At 55.8% G+C, this 19,021-nt stretch carries 15 protein-coding genes; 4 read left to right on the top strand and 11 right to left on the bottom strand.

Annotation, left to right across the window (positions count from 1 at the left end; genetic code table 11):
* The 5 genes from rfaP to glnE are packed head-to-tail and all read right to left on the bottom strand — an operon-like array spanning position 1 to position 7,847.
* Positions 1 to 1,563, bottom strand: a complete 1,563-nt coding sequence (gene rfaP / locus LVD14_RS04335) for a lipopolysaccharide core heptose(I) kinase RfaP (RefSeq protein WP_237132804.1) — start codon at positions 1,561 to 1,563, stop codon at positions 1 to 3.
* Positions 1,560 to 2,684, bottom strand: coding sequence for a glycosyltransferase family 4 protein (locus LVD14_RS04330; RefSeq protein WP_237132803.1), 1,125 nt, complete (start codon positions 2,682 to 2,684; stop codon positions 1,560 to 1,562). Before LVD14_RS04330 ends, rfaP begins: the two co-directional genes overlap by 4 nt.
* 8 nt (positions 2,685 to 2,692) lie before the next feature.
* Entirely contained in the window at positions 2,693 to 3,772 is a 1,080-nt protein-coding gene (gene waaC / locus LVD14_RS04325; RefSeq protein WP_237132802.1) for a lipopolysaccharide heptosyltransferase I, read from the bottom strand.
* The gene (gene waaF, locus LVD14_RS04320) at positions 3,760 to 4,830 is read right to left on the bottom strand and encodes a lipopolysaccharide heptosyltransferase II (protein ID WP_317622674.1); all 1,071 of its coding nucleotides are present in this window, start codon (positions 4,828 to 4,830) and stop codon (positions 3,760 to 3,762) included. The genes waaC and waaF overlap by 13 nt, the downstream gene beginning before the upstream one ends.
* Positions 4,827 to 7,847, bottom strand: a complete 3,021-nt coding sequence (gene glnE, locus LVD14_RS04315) for a bifunctional [glutamate--ammonia ligase]-adenylyl-L-tyrosine phosphorylase/[glutamate--ammonia-ligase] adenylyltransferase (protein WP_237132801.1) — start codon at positions 7,845 to 7,847, stop codon at positions 4,827 to 4,829. The genes waaF and glnE overlap by 4 nt, the downstream gene beginning before the upstream one ends.
* Positions 7,848 to 7,946: 99 nt before the next feature.
* Here glnE and LVD14_RS04310 point away from each other — a divergent pair, with 99 nt between their 5' ends.
* Positions 7,947 to 9,872 carry an ATP-binding cassette domain-containing protein gene (locus tag LVD14_RS04310; RefSeq protein ID WP_237132800.1) on the top strand — a complete coding sequence of 642 codons (1,926 nt, stop codon included), beginning with the start codon at positions 7,947 to 7,949 and terminating at the stop codon, positions 9,870 to 9,872.
* Between the two features lie 24 nt (positions 9,873 to 9,896).
* Here LVD14_RS04310 and LVD14_RS04305 read toward each other — a convergent pair whose 3' ends face one another.
* From LVD14_RS04305 to LVD14_RS04295, 3 genes are read right to left on the bottom strand one after another with little or no spacing between them, the layout of a single operon-like run.
* Positions 9,897 to 10,217, bottom strand: coding sequence for a YbjQ family protein (locus LVD14_RS04305; RefSeq protein WP_237132799.1), 321 nt, complete (start codon positions 10,215 to 10,217; stop codon positions 9,897 to 9,899).
* The gene (locus LVD14_RS04300) at positions 10,214 to 10,693 is read right to left on the bottom strand and encodes a DUF4880 domain-containing protein (RefSeq protein WP_237132798.1); all 480 of its coding nucleotides are present in this window, start codon (positions 10,691 to 10,693) and stop codon (positions 10,214 to 10,216) included. The genes LVD14_RS04305 and LVD14_RS04300 overlap by 4 nt, the downstream gene beginning before the upstream one ends.
* Positions 10,680 to 11,258, bottom strand: a complete 579-nt coding sequence (locus LVD14_RS04295) for an RNA polymerase sigma factor (RefSeq protein ID WP_237132797.1) — start codon at positions 11,256 to 11,258, stop codon at positions 10,680 to 10,682. The genes LVD14_RS04300 and LVD14_RS04295 overlap by 14 nt, the downstream gene beginning before the upstream one ends.
* 159 nt (positions 11,259 to 11,417) lie before the next feature.
* Here LVD14_RS04295 and LVD14_RS04290 point away from each other — a divergent pair, with 159 nt between their 5' ends.
* Positions 11,418 to 12,323 (top strand): DUF1295 domain-containing protein, encoded by a 906-nt coding sequence (locus LVD14_RS04290; RefSeq protein WP_237132796.1) that lies wholly within the window; start codon positions 11,418 to 11,420, stop codon positions 12,321 to 12,323.
* A 5-nt stretch (positions 12,324 to 12,328) separates the two neighbouring features.
* The gene (locus LVD14_RS04285; RefSeq protein WP_237132795.1) at positions 12,329 to 12,514 is read left to right on the top strand and encodes a hypothetical protein; all 186 of its coding nucleotides are present in this window, start codon (positions 12,329 to 12,331) and stop codon (positions 12,512 to 12,514) included.
* Positions 12,515 to 12,541: 27 nt separating this feature from the next.
* Here LVD14_RS04285 and LVD14_RS04280 read toward each other — a convergent pair whose 3' ends face one another.
* A complete protein-coding gene (locus tag LVD14_RS04280) occupies positions 12,542 to 12,922 on the bottom strand; it encodes a VOC family protein (RefSeq protein WP_237132794.1) in 381 nt (126 codons plus the stop codon).
* A 176-nt stretch (positions 12,923 to 13,098) separates the two neighbouring features.
* The gene (locus tag LVD14_RS04275; RefSeq protein ID WP_237132793.1) at positions 13,099 to 14,229 is read right to left on the bottom strand and encodes a hypothetical protein; all 1,131 of its coding nucleotides are present in this window, start codon (positions 14,227 to 14,229) and stop codon (positions 13,099 to 13,101) included.
* A 223-nt stretch (positions 14,230 to 14,452) separates the two neighbouring features.
* Between LVD14_RS04275 and LVD14_RS04270 the strand changes: the two genes are divergently transcribed.
* On the top strand, positions 14,453 to 15,664 hold the full coding sequence (locus tag LVD14_RS04270) for an EAL domain-containing protein (protein ID WP_237132792.1): 1,212 nt from the start codon (positions 14,453 to 14,455) through the stop codon (positions 15,662 to 15,664).
* On the opposite strand, the gene LVD14_RS04265 is transcribed toward LVD14_RS04270, so the two are convergent.
* The gene (locus LVD14_RS04265) at positions 15,658 to 18,930 is read right to left on the bottom strand and encodes an ATP-binding protein (RefSeq protein ID WP_237132791.1); all 3,273 of its coding nucleotides are present in this window, start codon (positions 18,928 to 18,930) and stop codon (positions 15,658 to 15,660) included. The two genes, LVD14_RS04270 and LVD14_RS04265, sit on opposite strands and share 7 nt — an antisense overlap.
* Positions 18,931 to 19,021: the final 91 nt, after the last annotated feature.

Here is a 19,021-nt window from a genome sequence, read left to right as displayed (position 1 = left end):
TCAATCGGCCTTGTTTAATGTAATCGAAGCACCAAGCTGCGAACGGACGGCCTGCTGCTCGGTGGGTTTATCGCGCCAGTTGGCAAGAAATCTTTCCACATCTCGTTCAAAATACCGGTGAAAACGCGTCGTCAGCCCTTCGCGCCGCATCGCATCCAGATCCAGTGTGATCAGCTTGCCGCCCTGCTCATCCTGATGATACAGAAAATTGCTCGCTTTCATATCGCCGTGGATCATCCGGTACTGTTTCATCGTCGCAAAAAGACGTCGGAACTGCCGCAACACGTCCGTCCACACTTCGCACTCCACATCCTGTGACAGCATGGAAAGTAAGTCCGTACCCTCCGAAATCTCAGTGACAAAGTAGGCAACGCCCCGCAGCGGACCCCAGCGATGTTCCAGCATCAGAACCGGCCTGGGTGTGTTCAGTCCCATCTGCTGCAGCCAGTGCGCGTTTCGCCAGCAGTACCACGCGCGACTTGGCCGAAACAGGCGCCGCAGCAGGTAGCCCGGATTGCGCAGATTATACCGCTTAACCACACAGGTTTTGCCACCCAATGGCAGGCTCACGACTGTCGTTGAGTCACCATCTTTAAGGAGTCTGCCTTCAGCAATCGCTGCGTCAGGATCAGCAATGAACTGCTGAAGAGCGGCGCAGTCACCGCTGCGATGAAACAGCGCTACTCGCCCGAAGTCCTGCTGCCGGGCAATGTCCGGCCCATCGCGGTAGAGCGTAGATACCATCCGGCGCAATGGTTTCAGCCGGTCCCGGCGGGCGACGCGCCCTGCCTTGATCATGACCTGGCGCCAGAAATCAGCGTCTCCGCGAAGCACCTGTGCTGGTGACTGTCCGGTGTAATCGCGAATAAAGCGAAAGCAGTCTGTGCGGCTTAGCCCCGCGGGCTCACTCGAAAAATACAGTCCAGCAATATCCTTGACGATCCAGCGCCTGGACAGCGCCGGACGGATCAGAGCGCGATGCAGATCAATGACTGACAGGACCGGTGCGGCGTCGGTAGCCACGCTGCCGTCCTTACGGCAGTTCAGCAGAAAATGGCACAGATAAAAATCCCGGTGACACATACCACTGCTGTGCATGCGACGCGCGATCTCAGCAACTGCACTGATCAATTGCCAGCGGTAGTGACGCGGCGGGCGGTCATTGGCCCATTGTTCGCAATAGGTCTCCAGACTGATGCTTGGTGCAATTTCGTCTGTGATCAGAAATGATTCGCGCTGTGCCGGGTTGGCGCCACGCTCCCCAAAAGCCGCCACTTTCATGGTAGGCACACCCAGTTCGGTCAGATGCGTGATGGCCTGCCATTCGGTACGCGCGCCGATGATTGGCATACGCAAGGTCAACAGGTTCTTGAGTATCTCTGCCCAGCCGACTCCCTGATGAATCTTGGCGAAATAAGCGTGACCATTCACCTCGAATCGCAAAGTCCGTCGCCCGGGCGCCTGACGGTAAATGTCACCCTGTAAATTCATAGCCTGGGTGAAGACTTCCCTGTCACCGAGGTGCAATCGCATATCCTCGCGCATCTGCAGGTTCTGCTTCATACTGGCACCTGCTCCAGCCTCGCCGCCGACTCGATGATTGCCAGAGCGGTATCCGCCATTCCGAACACGTCGACCTTGTCTACATATGCCAGCCCGTTGCTGCGCCAGTTATGTCGGTCGGAGGAGATGAGCATTTCGTGCAGTCGGGCATTCAGATCCTTTTGCCGAAACGGCGACGGGCAGACCTGGCCGGCGCCAGCCTGACGCACATGGAATGCATATCCACAGGCATCGGTGGTCAATACCGGCATGCCATTGATGATAGCCTCTATTATGGTGTACCCGGCACTTTCATAGTGAGCCGGATTCAGGTAAAGATCACAGGCGGCGAAAAACCTGGGAACGTCGTCACGACCACCCAGAAACTCCACTCGGTCACCAACCCCGAGGCGACGGGCCAGGCGTCGATACTTTGTAGTACGACCCTGGCCAATGACCAGAAGTCGAGCCCGCTGCCGGAGTGCCGCTGGTAGCGCCGCCAGCGCACGAATCGAACGATCCAGCCCTTTGACACGAAATCCGGAGCCGACCTGGAGAATTAACAGTTCGTCCGGGGTACGCTGGTATTGATCGCGAACTGCAGTGCGGACGGCTTCAGTGTCGTCGCCAGGCAAGCGATCACGGCTGATACCCGGTGGCAGCATGTGCAATCTGTCTTCACAGCCGGGATAGTGCGCGGTGAAATCTTTTTGCTGTTGCGGCGACAGGATCATGACCTGAGTGCGACGGTCGGCACCAAAGACCGCCTGCTCATAGCGAAGGAAGTGCTGATAGCGTGGCAGGTAACGGCTGATAAAGCGATTCTCCCGGCGCATCCTTTCCGCAAAACAGGGATCAGCGGCGAAATGAACATCCAGTCCCGGCATTTTGCTGAAGCCCACCACCACATCATAGGACTGTTTCTTCAAGGCCGCCTGGGTCCACTCGGTATAACGTTGATACAGAACATGCCGACTGATTGCAGACACGGGGACCAGATGTCTCACAATACCGTCTGGAACATCGCCCTGCCAGGACAGGCAGTAGACATCGACCTGGTGACCAGCCTCGAGACACCTCAACGCAATGCGCATAAAGTCGCGCTGCTGCCCGCCGTAAGGATAGTACTTATAAATGAGCATGGCGATTTTCACGGCTGCTCACCCTGCGTATCCGCTTCCGTGATCATGCGACAAAGATGAGAGAAAACCATGTCAGGCGCCAGCGATCGGTAACACGGCGGCTGCACCTGAAACTCACCCTCTCGCTCAGTTGTGTCAAACAGCGGTTGACCACGATAACTGCATTCGCGCCGCATGCAGGGCGAACAGGCCAGGTCTGCCTTCAGGTGCAATTGATGGTAGCCAAACGTTCCTGACAGACCCGGATTGGTGGCTCCATACATAGAAACCGTTGGTATATTCAGCGCCGCTGCCAGGTGTCCCAGACCAGTATCCACCGCGACTACGCCCTGGCACTGCTGCAGCTGCTGTGCAAGTCCGGTCAGGCTCTGTTTGTCCAGCACAGTGACACCGGTCAGGCCATCAGCGATAGCTTCGGCACGCTCCTGCTCCTGCAGATTGCCCCAGGAAACCCTGACCTCGTATCCTGACGCCACTGCCAGCCGGGCCAGCTCCTGCCAGTACGGCAAGGGCCAGTGTTTGCTCTGCCAGGTTGTGCCATGCAAAAACATCAACGCTGGCCTGTCGCCGGACGCAGGTAACGGGGAACCGGGCTGGATACCGTAGTCGATTGCCTCGGGATCAAAGCTATAGCCCATTGCCTGTGCAAAAAGCTGACGCACACGCTGCACAGCATGACCACCTTTTGGCACTGCCATACGCTTTTGATACAGGAAACTGCTGGCCGGTTCCTTGATGCTGTCCCGGTCAAGGCCGACACGCTGCCCCCTGGCCTGCCAGGCAATCAATGCACTTTTGACCAGACCCTGAGCGTCAATCACGACATCATAGCGCTGTGATTTGAGCTGACGACGAAAACGCCTGTACTCGCCACCGGTCAGTGACTGCCACCAGTTCTTGCGCCACCGGCGAATAGCAACCGGTATCACATCAACAACAGCAGGATGCCAGCCCGGAATCTCCGCAAATGCTTCCTCGACGACCCAGTCTGCCTGCAGGTCGGGAATGGCCCGCATGGCGTCAGTCAGGGCCGGCAATGTGTGGATAACATCACCGAGCGATGAGGTTTTGACAATCAGGATACGCAAGGTTGCATGTCTCCCACTATGATACTGGCGGACAGCCGCTCCAGCGCCTTGATGACGCGTGACGGCTCAAGTTCAGTGAGACAACGTTTGTGTTGCAAAGGGCATTCCCGCTGAAAGCAGGGTCTGCAATCGATGTCTGTATTCAGGATCGCTACCTGGTCAGACAGCGGTGGCGTAAAGTCTGCCGACGTGGAACCGTAAACCGCGACCAGCGGACGATGCAGCGCGGCTGCAATATGCATCAGTCCCGAATCATTGCTGACTACGGCAGTTGCCTGCGACAGTACATCAATGGCCTGATCGAGCGAGGTCTTGCCGGCCAGGTCATGACAGGCGTCACTGCCTGCCAGCGCCGCAATCTCACCCGTCACTGCCTGGTCTTTGGCAGAACCCATCAGCACCACATGCCAGCCTTTGTTGATGTGGTCTCTGGCAACTTCGGCATAGTGCTCACAGGGCCAACGTTTGGCGTCACCAAATTCAGCACCTGGACACAACATCAGTAAACGCTGATCTGGCGGTAAAGCAAACTGCTCACATACCTGTCGGGCCTGCTCCCGGTTTACCTGCAGTTGCGGCACCGGCAATGGATCTGGCAGGTCAGTCGGCAACACCGTGTCTGCCGGTAACGCCAGCGCCACGAATCGCTGCACCATAAGTGGCAGCGCCTGTTTGTCCAGGTCGCGGCAGTCATTTAAAACCCAGCCGCGTTTTTCGCCGCGCCAACCCGTACGCAGGGGAATGCCTGCGAACAGCGGAACCAGTGCGGACTTAAAGGAGTTGGGTAATAGAATGGCCAGGTCATAGCGCTGTTCCGCCAGCTTGCGGCCCAATCGATAGCGCTTGCCAAGACCAATCTCGCGATGCGCCAGCGGCAGATCGATTGCCTGATTGACCTGTGGCATACGCGCCAGCAATGGACGGCTCCAGGCCGGCGCCAGCACGTCGATAACTGCCCCCGGATGACGATGGCGCAACTCAATGAACAGCGACTGCGCCATGACCATATCGCCCACCCAGGAGGGACCAACAATCAGAATGCGTTGTGGCGTACTCACTGAGGTACTCCGGTGGGTGAAGCTTCAGTCGACTTCATATAAGGGGCAAACACCTGCTGCCAGATAGCCGCTACCTGTTCACGCGATTCAGCCAGCGGGGCCAGGGTTGCCTCACACTGCTCTTCACTGAGCTCACTGGCATCGGTCTGCTGCAGGGCAAATTCGTGAAGGGTTGAGCGCAGTGCCAGATAGGCGGCCATCAGGTTCTTGATGGCCTGATCCGACAACAGCTCGCATTGCTCAGCGGACTCCAGTATGCGCATATTGTCCGAATAGCGCGTCAGACTGGCGCAGTCCTGAGACTGCGACAGCACCAGAAATTGAACGATAAACTCAATATCAACGATACCGCCCAACCCCTGCTTGATGACAAAAGCAGGCTGGTTCGCTTTGCGACCCGCTTTACGGGTCAGTTCATCGCGCATTTTTTTGCGCATATTGATCACATCAGCTGCCAGCCTGTCGATGTCTCGCGCTTCGCTCAGCAGCGTGGCACGCAGGCTCTCAAACTGTTCGGCCATGACCATAGAGCCAGCTACTGCTCGCGAGCGCACCAGCGCCTGATGCTCCCAGGTCCAGGCCTCTTTGCGTTGATAATTTTCAAACGCGGGCAAGGTGGTCACCAGCAATCCGGATTCGCCGGAGGGCCTCAGCCGCATATCGACTTCATACAGCTTGCCGGACATGGTGTGTGTCCCCAGCATGGTAATTACACGTTGCGCCAGGCGTGTGTAGAACTCTCTGCTGTTGATGGATTTCTGCCCTTCCGCAGCAACAGTGTCGTGCTCCAGCGTACCGTCATGTACAAACACAAGATCCAGGTCCGACAGATAACTAAGCTCGATGCCCCCCAGTTTGCCGTAGGCGATCACCACAAAATCCATCTCGCCGTGCTTGCCCTGACTGTTGACCGGGAAGCCGTGCTTGCGTGTGAGGTGCTGCCAGCATAGTGCCAGCACCTGTTCCAGAATGGCCTCGGCAGTGAAGGTCAGGTAGTCACTGACTTTCATCACTGTCATGGTTCCGGTGATCTGCGCGGCGGCCACCTGCAGGGTATGGCACTGTTTGAAATAGCGCAGAAATTCCATCTGCTCTTCAAAATTGTCTTCGTTGATTCGCATCAGGCCCTGCACCAGCTCTTCCTGCAGCTCGGACTTTTCCGGCGGCTGCCGTACTACGGATAACAGCTCATCCAGCAGTACCGGATGTTTGCTCATGAAGTCGGCAATAAAAGGGCTGGCGGTACACAGCTGAACGAACTGCCGCATGGCGGAAGGATTTTCTGACAGCAGCACCAGGTAAGCGGTGCGGCGGGCGACTGCTGCAACCAGCTTCATCACCCGCTCCAGTCCGAGACTGGGTGTGTCTTCGTGGGCCAGTGTGGCAAGCAGCAGCGGCATGAAGCGGTTAAAGCGCTGCCGGCTGTCCGCTGGCAAAGTACGGAATACCCGATCCTGGCGAAACTCGCACAGCGTCTGCCAGCTGGCCTCTGCCCGCTCGAAACCCAGATTCTGCAATTCGGCTACGGCGGCCTCGTCGCTCAACTCCTGCTGCCACAGCGCCAGCAGTTCGGCGTCATCGACATCGTGACGGGTCGCGTCATCCTCGTCATCAACCTGAATCACGTCTCGGTAATGCTCACGCACGATGGCGCGATGCTGCTCCAGCACATCCAGCAGAGTCGACCATGAGGCGTTTTTCAGGTCAGGCACGCCCATAGCGATGGCCACCCGCAGCTGCTCCTGCTCTAAGCTGGGTAAAGCCTGTGTCTGCTGGTTTGCGAAGCCCTGCAGTTTGTGCTCCATATCGCGCAGAAAATTGTAGGCATTTCGCAGTGACTGCACGGTCTCTGCTGACAGATACTCGCCGGCCACCAGCGCATCCATGGCCTTGTACAGTGACTCCTGCTGCAGGCGTTTGTCGCGCCCGCCATGCACCATCTGCAGCGCCTGAACAATAAACTCGACTTCACGGATACCGCCGGCGCCCAGCTTGATATCCTGATCCATGCCTTTTTTGCGCACCTGTTTGTTGATCTGCAGCTTCATCGCACGCAGCGACTCAATCGCCGAAAAATCCAGGTAGCGCCGGTAGCTGAAGGGTCGCAGTCGCTGCAGCAACTCCTGGCCGGCCTTGATATCGCCCGCCACGGCGCGTGCCTTGATCATGGCGTAACGCTCCCAGTCACGCCCCTGCGACTGGTAATAGTTCTCCATGGCATCAAAGCTGCACACCAGCACACCTTCGCTGCCATAGGGGCGCAGGCGCATGTCCACCCGGAATACGAAGCCATCCGCTGTGACCGCATCCAGGGCGTCAATCAGCTGCTGGCCCAGTTTCAGGAAGAACTGCTGGCAGGTGATGGGCTCTTTGCCATTCTCAGAAGTGGTCTCGCCAGACTCCGGATAGGCAAACATCAGATCAATATCGGAAGACAGATTCAGTTCACCTGCCCCCAGCTTGCCCATGCCAATCACCACCATCTGGACAGGTTCGCCGCTGCGCGCACCAATCGGCACGCCGAGCTCGGCAACTGTCTGCTGATAGAGGATCTCCAGAGTCACATCCAGCGCTGCTTCAGCCAGCGTTGACACTTCCGCTGCGGTATCGCGCATGGAGGCCTGCTGGGTGACATCGCGCCATATCAGGCGCAGCATCTGCTGCTGCTGATTCAATCGCAAGCGCTGTTTTAGTGTGTCCATCGACAGGCTCGTGACATCTGCCTCAGACTCTGCCGAAGCCTGCACCGCCTGCACCAGCGTTTGCTGATATTCGTCACCCAGTGGGTGGTGCAATGTACCCGAATCCAGTAGCGCCAGCAGTAACTCCGGATGCTGGATGCACACAGTAGCCGCGTAGTCGCTGGCGGCCCAGACCTGGGCCAGCTCGCGCAGCAGGCCCGGCTGGTCTTCCAGGCGCTGCAGCAGCGATGAGGGTAGCTTGCCTTCCTGGAAACGCTGCCAGTATCGCTCGAGAACGGGTTTGAGGGCGTCGGGGAGATGATCGGTAATTAGCACAGTAATCCTTTGTTTGGGCCAGGCAGTTAAGTTTATACTGCAGCGCTTCAAATACAAGCCGCGCGCTTGACCAGCGCGGCCTTCACACTGTTGGACATCATGCTGTTATTCAGACTCAACAATCTGTCGCTCGCCTTTGGCGACCACCCACTGCTGGACCAGGTATCGCTGACCATCCACAAAGGGGAGCGTATCGGCATTCTCGGCCCCAATGGCGCGGGCAAGTCCACATTCATGAAGGTTCTGCTGGGCCGAATACACGCGGATGGCGGTGAGCTGTGGCGTGCCGAAGGCATCAAGGTCGCCTATCTGGACCAGCAACTGCCGGAGCGTGACGAGCAGACGCTGTACGACTACATTGCTGGCGGTCTGGAAGGCCTGGGCGACCTGCTGCGTCAGTACCACCAGTTGACGCGGGACAGCAACACCGACTTCAGCGATCAGCAGGTGCTGGATCGCATGGCCAGTCTGCAGAAACAGATCGAACAGGTAGATGGCTGGGCGGTGGAGCATCGCATCGAAGCCATGCTGGATGTGCTCAAGCTGACAGCCGAGGCAAAAATGAAAACTTTGTCGGGCGGCAGCCGACGACGCGCCGCACTTGGCCGCGCGCTGATCGCCGAGCCCGACCTGTTGATGCTGGACGAGCCCACTAACCATCTGGACATCCCCACCATTGAGTGGCTGGAGAATACGCTCAATGAATTCCGCGGCGCCGTGTTGGTGATCACCCACGATCGTCAGTTCCTGCAGAGCATCAGCAATCGCATTATCGAGCTGGATCGCGGCCGTCTGCGCAGCTGGGAATATGGCTATGAGCGCTTCCTGGTGTTTCGCGAACAGCAACTGGAAGCAGAAGAAAAAGCCAACCAGGAGTTTGACAAGAAACTCGCTGAGGAAGAGCGCTGGATTCGCCAGGGCATCAAGGCACGACGCACCCGTAACGAAGGGCGTGTCCGGGCACTTAAACAACTGCGTGAAGAGCGCAAACAGCGCCGCGAGCTCAGCGGCCCGGCGCGCATGTCACTGGAACAGGCCGGCAGCTCCGGCAAAATTGTGGTGGAAGCCGAGGGACTGCATCATCGTTACGGTGATCAACTCATACTCAAGGACTTTTCCACCAAAATTCTGCGCGGCGATCGCGTGGGTCTGATTGGCGCCAACGGCAGTGGCAAAACCACGCTGCTGCGCATTCTGCTGGGCGAGATTGTACCCGACAGCGGCAAGGTCAAGCTGGGCACCAACCTGGAGATTCTTTACTTCGACCAGCTGCGCAACCAGCTCGACCTTGAACAGAACATCATCGACTATCTGGCCGAGGGTCGTGAGTTCATCGACATCAATGGCAAGCAGAAACATGTCATTAGCTATCTGCAGGATTTTCTGTTTCCGCCCAAGCGCGTGCGCCAGCCGATCAAGTCACTCTCTGGCGGGGAGCAGAACCGTCTGATCCTTGCCAAACTGTTCAGCAAACCTGCCAATCTGGTGGTGCTGGACGAACCGACCAACGATCTGGACATGGAAACGCTGGAACTGCTGGAAGAAATTCTGCTGGATTTCAGTGGCACGCTGCTGGTCGTCAGCCACGACCGGAAATTCCTGGACAACGTGGTGACCAGCTCCATCGTTTTTGAAGGTCCTGGCATCGTGAAGGAGTATGTTGGCGGCTATCAGGACTGGCTGGATCAGGGCGGCAAAATGCTGTCCTTCCTGACAGATGAGCGCAAACAGAAGGACACGAAGACAGCCACCAGCAATACGGCATCAATCCAAAAAACGGAACAGCGCACCGAACAGAAAACCAATCAGAAAATCGACAGACAGAAACAAAAGGCGTTGGATCAGGTGACGCGTCAGATCGAAAAAACCGAACAGGAAATCAAGGCCGTTGAAGACAGCATGGCCGAGCCGGGATTCTACGACCAGCCGCAGAATAAAATTCAGCCGACGCTGGATAAAATGGCGGCCCTGCAGGAAAAACTGGATCAGCTGTTTGAGCAATGGCAGGCGCTTGAGGACGAATAACACTCGTCCTCAGCTGCACCTGCTTCAGCTTGCGCCCAGTCTTACCGCTGTTCCGTAAACCAGTATCTCGGCCGCACCGGTCATGATGTAACTGGTTGAAAATCGCACCTCGACAATGGCATCAGCGCCCAGCGCCTGTGCTTCGGCAATCATCCGGTCAATCGACTGCTCACGCGACTCCGCCATCATTTTGGTGTAGTCGTGTATCTCACCACCAACCAGCATTTTGAGTCCGGCCAGAATGTCGCGACCCACATGACGCGCGCGAATGGTGTTGCCCCGCACGATTCCCAGTGTTTCGGTAACCGGCCGACCGGCTATGCTTGCTGACGTTGCGATGATCATCGTTGAATATCCTTGTATCGTTCGTTTTTGTGCAAAAACAGTCGCTCCCTTATAATCGACACCATCAAAATAGTGCCACCCGCCACCATACTGCCGCCAGCCAGGCGAATCCAAAGCGGAATGCTGCTGTCGGTAAACCAGCTGCGCCCAATTTCCCAGGCACCGTAGAACATCAGTACAATGGCACCGATTGAAAACAGGATCCAGCCAATGCCACGCTCTACCCGACGGAATACACCCTGCCAATAGTTATCCCATACTTCGGGTGAGGGTTCTTTGAATCTGCTTGTCACAGTGAGCTCCCGTGTTCGTTTCATGGCTTCGTATTCCTTCTGAAGGGCAGGGTCAGATTCCAGCCAGCGCTGTATTTCAATGCGCTGGGCGTCACTGACCTCGCCGTCCAGTTCAGCCATCAGCCATTGATGGATATTGTCCGCGCTGATTGATGTGTCCCCATTTTTCTCAGGGCTGTTCATCACCATCCTCCTCCAGCAGGCTCCGCAGGCGGGAGCGAGCCGTATAAAGCCGCGACATGACCGTACCAATCGGAATACCCAGCAGGTCGGCAATGTCCTTATAAGCATAATCGTGCATGTCTTTCAGGCTGATGATCTCCCTGTCACTGACCGACAGCAGCATCAGGGCCGCATTGACGCGCGCCACCTGTTGCTGTCGCCGCAATTCCTGCTCTGGCTCCCGACCGGCCTGATCAGCAGCCGTTTCCAGCCAGGCGTCCGCAAAATCCCCGCCCACCTGCGGATGTCGACGCCGGCTGCGCAGGGCATTCATTGCCAGGTTTCTCAACACGGTATAAAACCAGGGGTAAAACGGCTGTGCCGCATCATACTGACCGATCGATCGCCAGACTCTGGCAAAGGTTTCCTGGGAGACTTCCCGGGCATCATCCTCGTTGCCGAGCAGCGCCAGTGCCTGAAAGTAGGCCGGGCGCATCAGCTGGCCAACCAGCTCTGAGAAGGCGCTTCGATCCCCCGTCTGGCACCGCCTGATCAAGTCCTTTGAAAGTTCCTGTTGCACCTGCATTCGTCTCTGATTGGTTCCTTCTGGATACTACACCGGCCAAACTACTTTATTCGATCTGATAAACTGATTTTGATAAACAGGCGTATATCCGGTTTAAGCGAGCAGATACTCACCCTGCCCGAACAACATGACGCTCGACGACGACGCTGGAGTATCCTTATGGCAGATCAGCAACAAGACAAACCTGAACACGGCAAACTGTTTTTCTACAGCCTGGTGGCTGCGGCATTTACAGGCCTTATCGCTTTCGCCGGCAGCCAGAACGGCAACACAACCACTGTGGCAGGACTGGACGTGCCAATATTGATGTTGTGTGCCGCTATTGCCATGGGCATCAACTGGCTGGTGTTTCTGCCTTCGTATCTGGCCCAGACTGAGCATTACTACGACCTGACTGGCAGCCTGAGCTTTATCACCGTGACGCTAACAACCCTGATGGTGACCCCCGATCTGGACACCCGCGGCATGTTGCTGGCCGCGCTTATCCTTCTGTGGACTCTGCGCCTGGGCAGTTTTCTCTTCCTGCGCATCAAGAAAGATGGTGCAGACACCCGCTTTGATACCATCAAACCAGTTTTCAGCCGCTTCTTTCTTACCTGGACGCTGCAGGGCCTGTGGGTCTTTGTTACCAGTGCGGCGGCGCTGGCGGCTATCACCAATGGCATCCGCGAACCACTCGGCGCGCTGGCCTGGCTGGGTCTGGCGGTCTGGGTAGTCGGCATGCTGATCGAGATGACCGCAGATATTCAGAAACGACAGTTCAAAGCCAACCCGGATAACAAGGGTCGATTCATTACCTCGGGTATCTGGTCCTGGTCGCGGCATCCCAATTACTTCGGTGAAATTACGCTGTGGTTCGGTGTGGCGCTGATCGCACTGCCCGTGCTCAGCGGCTGGCAGTTCGCTACATTGATTTCGCCGATCTTTGTCACCGTTCTGCTGACAAAAATCAGTGGTGTGCCTCTGCTGGAGAAAAAGGCGGACAAACGCTGGGGTGACGAGGCCGAGTACCAGGCTTACAAGCAGCGTACGTCGGTGCTGATACCGATGCCACCCAGGGGCTGAACCCCGTGAAGCGGTCCCATCAGATCAAACTGGTGCTGATTGCCTTGCTCGGTCTTTTCATAATCTGGCGGGAAACGAGTGGCGGGGCCGGGCTGGACGAAGGTCAAACGGTCGATTCCGTCATTCCCGTCTCTGGGGAAGTACCCACCGGCCAAAGTTCAGAGCCTGAGCTCTGGCCGGTGGATAGCTAACTGACTAGTGCTAGCTATTCTCTAAGATCACGGAACCCGGTGCATCGCACAGATTTTATTGCCGGCCGGATCCCGGAGATATGCCAGGTAAAGCTTCATCCCGTTACCCTCGCGAATGCCGGGCGGGTCCTCACAGGCAACCCCACCATTTTCCAGCCCCACCTTGTGCCAGGTCTCAACAGCCTCAGGAGATTCCGCCGCGAAGCCAAGTGTGCTGCCATTGCCATGGCTGGCCGGATTGCCATCAAGAGGCTTGGTCAGCGCGAATACACCGGCGCTGGTGCGATAAAAACAGCGTCCTTTCGGATCAATAAAGCCAGGCTTGACGCCCAGCGTGCCCAGAATCGCATCGTAGAATTTTTTTGATTGTTCAATATCGTTGGCACCCAACATGACATGGCTGAACATGGTTGTGTCATTCCTCTTAGATTATCGGATGGAAGTTACGCCTGCCACTATACATGAGCGCCCGCTCGGTTGCAGCGTTCTAGACGTGTTTGTAGAGGGCTGATTCTAGAAGTGAGCCCGGCCAACGGCGTTGCACATTGATGCAAGGCCGTTGACACTCCAGGCTTGACCGAGTTTCACGGCACATACTGCCTTTGCACCAGATGCTTTGGATCGGCATCCGCACGCGGCACCAGTTTCTGAGGTCGCGCATACTGGTTGTCGGTGCCGTACAGATTTCCCTCTGCATCCACCGCAAATGAATGCATCTCCAGCCAGGCAGTGGGGCCCTCGCCAGGCAGCAGCCAGGTGTAGACGTGATTGCCTTCCAGATCGAACTGCAGGATCTTGGGCGGGCGAATGTCAGTGACCCAGGCGTACTCTTCACTGACGATGATATCCAGCGGGAAGTTGGGACCCGTCCAGCGATCGACAAACTCAAAGTTGGGTACTTCACCCTGCCCTGGATTGGTCTGCTGAAAGACCTGAATATTCAGGCCGTCTCTATCGACCACATAAACTTTGTTGTCCGGCCCCATGGCGATGCCGTGCACACTCTGGAACTGACCGGGCGCTTCGCCACGCGAGCCGAATTCACCGACGTACAGTCCCTCATTATTCAGGATGACAACACGTGCGTTTTCCAGGCCATCGGCTACCAGCACATGACCATCAGGAAGGAAGGTGACATCCTGCGGTTTGCCGAAATGCGTTTCATCGCTGCCGGAGACATTCTTTTCACCGAGCATGCGAATCAGATGCTGGCCATCCTGGGAGAATACATAGATGACATGACCGGTTTCTTCGACCACCCAGATACGTCGCTCAGGATCGTAGGGACTGACACGCAGCCGGTGCGGGCCGGGGCCGTCTGTGCCTTTCCACAGATGATCCCACTGATTCCAGACCTCCTGGACTTCACCCTCGCTGTTCATGACATAAAGCAGATTCTGCCAGGTCCGGCCTTGCCCCTGAATGACATTCCAGCCCATTGAGCCGGGAAAGTTGGTGTATTCCGGTGGAATGGGATCAGGCAGTTCGGTCTCACCGCGCTGAACGATGATGATGCGATCCTCGTTCTCGATATGAATGCCGGAGTTGCCGCCCCACGAGTAACCACGCTCGGCAAAGGGTTTGGCCCAGCTTTCGACAATGTCGTAGGGCATGGGCCCGGTGGGCTCCAGTGTCTGGGCAAGTGCGGTTGAGGACGACAGGACAAGCAGAACAGCCAGCACAGAACGTGCCGACAAGTCGGACAGGTGACGCATACAGAACTACCCCCGAATCATTATTATTGATCTTGGACGGACAAACGCAGTCCCTTGCGTTGTATGTTGTCCTGTCAGGGTATCAACTGATTGTCGGCAGCACCATCTTTTTGATCGTTTATAAAGACTTGTCGACGATTTGCAATTGTAATTGATTGACAGTTTGGCTATAAGGACACTGAGCATATGGCACAGGAGGTCAGCCTTTAAGGCAAGGAACAATATGAACTCGCCACTCGCCTTTGACGCCCCCATTCTTGTTGTGGACGATGAGTCGTTCGCGCTGACCCTTGCAGCCAGGATGCTAAACAAACTGGGTTACCAGTGCATAACTTCTGCAAACAGTGGCAGCACCGCCCTGCAGGCGATTGATACTGCCAATGAACCATTTCAACTCATCCTTTGTGACCTCAATATGCCGGAGATGGACGGCCTGGAGTTTCTGCAGGAACTTGCAAATCTGGACTATCTCGGCGCAATCATTCTGCTGAGCGGTGAAGATCAACGTATGCTGGAAACCGCCTCTGGGCATGTACTGGCGCAAAACCTGAATGTCCTGGGTGCCATCTCCAAGCCACTCAAGCCTGAACCACTGTTGGCCCTGTTGCAGCGTATCAAGCCTCACAGGCGGAGCTCCAATAACAGGCCGCAACATGAATTGAGCCACGAAGATTTACGCGCTGGCATCGCAGGATCAACAGACTGCCATCCCGTGCTGGTGTACCAACCCAAAGTGAACATTGCGTCGGGTGAAATCACCAGCGTTGAAACACTGGCGCGCTGGCAACATCCGGACTATGGATTGCTTGGCCCAAACGCCTTCATTGCGGTCGCTGAACGCTCGGGCCTGATAGACGAACTGACAAAAGTGATTTACCGTCAGGCAGTGGCGCAGACAGTCATCTGGCATCGCCAGGGTTTCCCCTTGGCGACTTCCGTAAATATCTCCATCAATTCATTCGCAACGGTCGGGTTCTCTGACTTTCTTGTCCAGGAGGCAGAAGATCAGGGCTTGCCAACGCGCTTCCTGTGCCTGGAGGCAACTGAAACACAAGTGATGGAAAACGCCCTGAACTGCACACAGATACTGATGCGGCTGCGACTTAAGAAATTTGGCCTGTCAATCGATGACTTTGGCACTGGCAACTCCTCAATGTCGCAGTTGATGAACATACCCTTCACGGAACTGAAGATTGATCGCTCCTTTGTCAATGGCGCCGCCAAAAGCGACAGCGCCCGTGCCATTCTGGAAACCAGTGTTGCGCTGGGTAAACGCTTGCAAATGTCCATAGTGGCTGAAGGCGTCGAAACCCGGGAAGACTGGGACCTCGTTCAGACAAGCGGTTGTGACTACGTGCAGGGCTATTACTGCAGCAAGCCCATCAGCGGCGAGCAGCTTACCGAATTATTGAACAGCTGGACCGGCCCTCACTGACCCTCCAGCTTAGTGATGTCGTCATAAATTTGAGACATCAGCATTTCCAGCCTGTCCAGTTTATTGACTACAGGCGCCAGATCACCCGACTTTCCGGCAGACTCAAACTGCACACAAAGATCGGCCAGTTCCACAGCGCCAATACTGCGAGCAGACGACTTAAGCTTGTGCGCGGCCTGAGCCACGAGCTCAGTTGAATGCGCTTGAACACCCTGCTTTATTTCCTCAACAATTGCCCGGGAAGGCTCAAGAAATGCCAGCAGTATTTCGTGGATGGTTTCTTCATCGTCGCCAAACATCTCTCTAAGTATGCTGGTGTCGAGGGTTGTCGGCTGCGCCGCAGATTTATCCGACGGATCTGCCGGATCCTTCCTTTCGCTTTCAGCTGAAGAATGCTCGCGTGGGCGGTAATGTGGCATCCAGGTCTGCAACTTTTCCGCCAGTGTCTTCATTTCTATTGGCTTTGACATATAGTCGTCCATGCCAGCCGCCAGACATCGTTCGGCTTCGCCTTCCAGTGCATTCGCTGTGATGGCAATAATAGGGAAGCGCCGGTCGCTGCCCTGCTCTTTCGCACGAATGGCGGCTGTCAGGCCAAACCCGTCACGATGCGGCATGTGGCAGTCAGTCAACAGCAATGCGTAACGCCCACTGTGCCAGGCTTCCAGTGCCAACTCACCATCCTCGACCAGCTCACAGCAATATCCCAATGCGCGCAATTGACGCTCAATGACATCACGATTTGTTGGGTTATCCTCTGCCACCAGAATCAGGCTATTGGTAGCCATAGCCTCTTCGAGGTCCGGGACCACATAATTTTCAGCATGAATCGCTGTGTCATGCTGAACTTCGGGACTCTGTCTGCCCAAGGCAATAGAGACCGTGGTCAGCAGATTTACCCGGCGTAACGGGCTGGCGTCCACCAGAATCGCCTTTTCATTTTGCAAGCGCGGCTTGACCCTGCGACCCGACTGCAGAAGGCAAAACTTCGTCTGGCTGGCACCAGGCAGCTCAACAAGTTGGCGGATACAACTGGATTGCGCATCGGGTGATAGTGTCGAGCCCAGTACGACTATGTGTGCATTATCCTCGCGCAAGGCAACCTGAAGTTCAGCCTCGTTTTCGAACACGGTTACTCTGGCACCCCAGTAGCCAAGATACGCACTACAGGCCCGACGCTCGGTAGGGCTTGCCGACAAGACCATAACGTGGACGTCTGAAAAATTGTCATGGCTCTGTGCTTCAGCGGCCTGATCACCGATATCAAACTCCAGCACAACCGAAAATTCGGAGCCCTGCCCTGGCGCACTCTCCACCTTGATCACACTACCCATCATGCTGGCAAGGCGCTGGCAGATGGAAAGCCCCAGGCCGGTGCCGCCGAATCGACGTGTCGTTGACGACTCTGCCTGAGTGAAAGGTTGAAACAACTGTTTTTGAACGTCCGGCGATATGCCCATGCCCTGATCCTGAACTGACAATCGAATGGCTGGACGCGTCGCCTTACTGGCTGAAACCAGTTGCGCCACCACCGATATTTCTCCAGTTTCGGAAAATTTCACTGCATTACCAATCAAATTGACGAGGATCTGTCGCAAACGGGCAGGGTCGCCTATCAAGTTGGCAGGTATGGCAGGATCCACATAAGGAACCAGCCGCAACTGTTTGTCGAGGGCGGGCCGAATCAATGTCTCTGCGGTACCCTCCACCAGTTCCTGCATCGAGAATGGCACCCATTCCAGGCGCAGCTTGCCAGCTTCGATTTTGGATAAATCCAGAATGTCATTAATAATTGTCAACAAGGCCTGGCCGGAGTCATGAATCGTCGCAATCATGTGTCGCTGCTCATCATTCAGCGGTGTATAGCGCATGAGTTCAACCATTCCCAGTACACCATTCATCGGTGTACGAATTTCATGACTCATGGATGCCAGAAAGCTGGCTTTGGCCTCAGCTGCCGCTTCTGCTGCATCTTTGGCGATTTTCAGCTCTTTGTTCTGCAGCTCTATTTGTTTTTTGGTGGACTCCAATGCCTCCGTCCGTGTCTGCACTTCACGTTCCAGGTCTTCATTGCGTGTTTTCATGGACGCCGCCATGCGATTAAAAACCCGCGTCAGATTTCCAAGTTCGTCCGGGCTTTTCGACTTGATCGAAATCTCGTAGTCGCCATGTGACACTTTTTCTGCAGCACCGTGCAGTTCAATTATGGGCCGTGTCAATCGGCCTGAAATAAACCAGATGATGACAATGACGAGAACGACGACCAGGGCAAACAGCATACCCAATGCACGCCATTGCGCTCGCGCCGCAGCCAGTACCGCATTCTCTGACTGGAAGTAGAGATAGGACCACTCAGTTGTGGGAATGGGGGCGAAGTACCACCAGATCACACGATCAGTGATCAGCGCGTCCGGCGAGTCCGGGATAGTATGGCGCTGAGCTCTGATCCGGCCACTTTCTCGTTGATCGACGCGAACAAGCAACTCCTCAATGGTCTCCAGATCAAACTGGTCGGTCATATCACGGAATCCGCCGCTGTCACTTGTTCTGCGCGGGTTGTAGATCCAGCGACCCTGCATATCAATAATCGCATCAAAGCCTGCGGGCATTTCGCCAAGTACTTCAAAGATCGAATCCAGTGCCACATCAATAGTTGCGACACCGACTATTTCACCATCACGTCGGAACGGTACCGTATGAGAAATCATTCGAATATTGCCGGCGCCTTCATCAAAATAAGGCTGTGTCCAGACCGCCCGGCGAGCGTTCACTGATCCGGACCACCACTCCCAGTTGCCGTCTGTGTAGTCGTAACCCCGTCCATCGGACTGACTGCCTATATTCATCGTGACGATATCGCCACTCTCGCGATACGCAAACGGTGAAAAAAGCCGCATATCATCCTGGTACGCAAATGGCGCGAATGCAATTGTGGCGCCGAAGACATGCGGGCTGAGCTCCAGCGTCTGCCTTAGTAGGGTGTAAATGCTTTCTTCATCGAGTTGCGGCGCGGTTTCCATAAACGCCGCATTCAATTCAGCAACATCAGCCAGGTGTGTAAATGTGCGATTGATATCGGAGGAGTTCAACGTGACCAAAGTCGTGCGATCAGCATGGATCTGCGTCGCGGTTGCGCGCTCCAGCTCTTGCAGGGAAAGGGGAAGAAACAGGGCAAATAGCAGTGCGATAGGGCCTACGGTGAAAACAAGAAATTTGCGCCGAATGGAACGATTGACATGCAGCCAGGAAAACAGGGGATTTTGCATGAGTTTTGGACTCGGTGCGCACGCGTCTGCCGCGAATCTTGTTGTCGTTAAAACAAAGATTAGCGCTGCACCCAGTGAATGTCCATGTGTT

Origin of the sequence: Pseudohongiella sp. O18 (assembly GCF_021729085.1) — a bacterium.
Taxonomy (GTDB): Bacteria; Pseudomonadota; Gammaproteobacteria; order Pseudomonadales; family Pseudohongiellaceae; genus Pseudohongiella.
The sequence above is the reverse complement of the archived record's forward strand: the minus strand, read 5'-3'. Positions and strand labels throughout refer to the sequence as shown.

Excerpts from the sequence above, each read along its gene's own strand:
- rfaP (WP_237132804.1), bottom strand. The coding sequence starts at position 1,563 with ATGAAGCAGAACCTGCAGATGCGCGAGGATATGCGATTGCACCTCGGT.
- LVD14_RS04330 (WP_237132803.1), bottom strand. The coding sequence starts at position 2,684 with ATGCTCATTTATAAGTACTATCCTTACGGCGGGCAGCAGCGCGACTTT.
- LVD14_RS04310 (WP_237132800.1), top strand. The coding sequence starts at position 7,947 with ATGCTGTTATTCAGACTCAACAATCTGTCGCTCGCCTTTGGCGACCAC.
- LVD14_RS04305 (WP_237132799.1), bottom strand. The coding sequence starts at position 10,217 with ATGATCATCGCAACGTCAGCAAGCATAGCCGGTCGGCCGGTTACCGAA.
- LVD14_RS04300 (WP_237132798.1), bottom strand. The coding sequence starts at position 10,693 with ATGAACAGCCCTGAGAAAAATGGGGACACATCAATCAGCGCGGACAAT.
- LVD14_RS04295 (WP_237132797.1), bottom strand. The coding sequence starts at position 11,258 with ATGCAGGTGCAACAGGAACTTTCAAAGGACTTGATCAGGCGGTGCCAG.
- LVD14_RS04290 (WP_237132796.1), top strand. The coding sequence starts at position 11,418 with ATGGCAGATCAGCAACAAGACAAACCTGAACACGGCAAACTGTTTTTC.
- LVD14_RS04280 (WP_237132794.1), bottom strand. The coding sequence starts at position 12,922 with ATGTTCAGCCATGTCATGTTGGGTGCCAACGATATTGAACAATCAAAA.
- LVD14_RS04275 (WP_237132793.1), bottom strand. The coding sequence starts at position 14,229 with ATGCGTCACCTGTCCGACTTGTCGGCACGTTCTGTGCTGGCTGTTCTG.
- LVD14_RS04270 (WP_237132792.1), top strand. The coding sequence starts at position 14,453 with ATGAACTCGCCACTCGCCTTTGACGCCCCCATTCTTGTTGTGGACGAT.
- LVD14_RS04265 (WP_237132791.1), bottom strand. The coding sequence starts at position 18,930 with ATGCAAAATCCCCTGTTTTCCTGGCTGCATGTCAATCGTTCCATTCGG.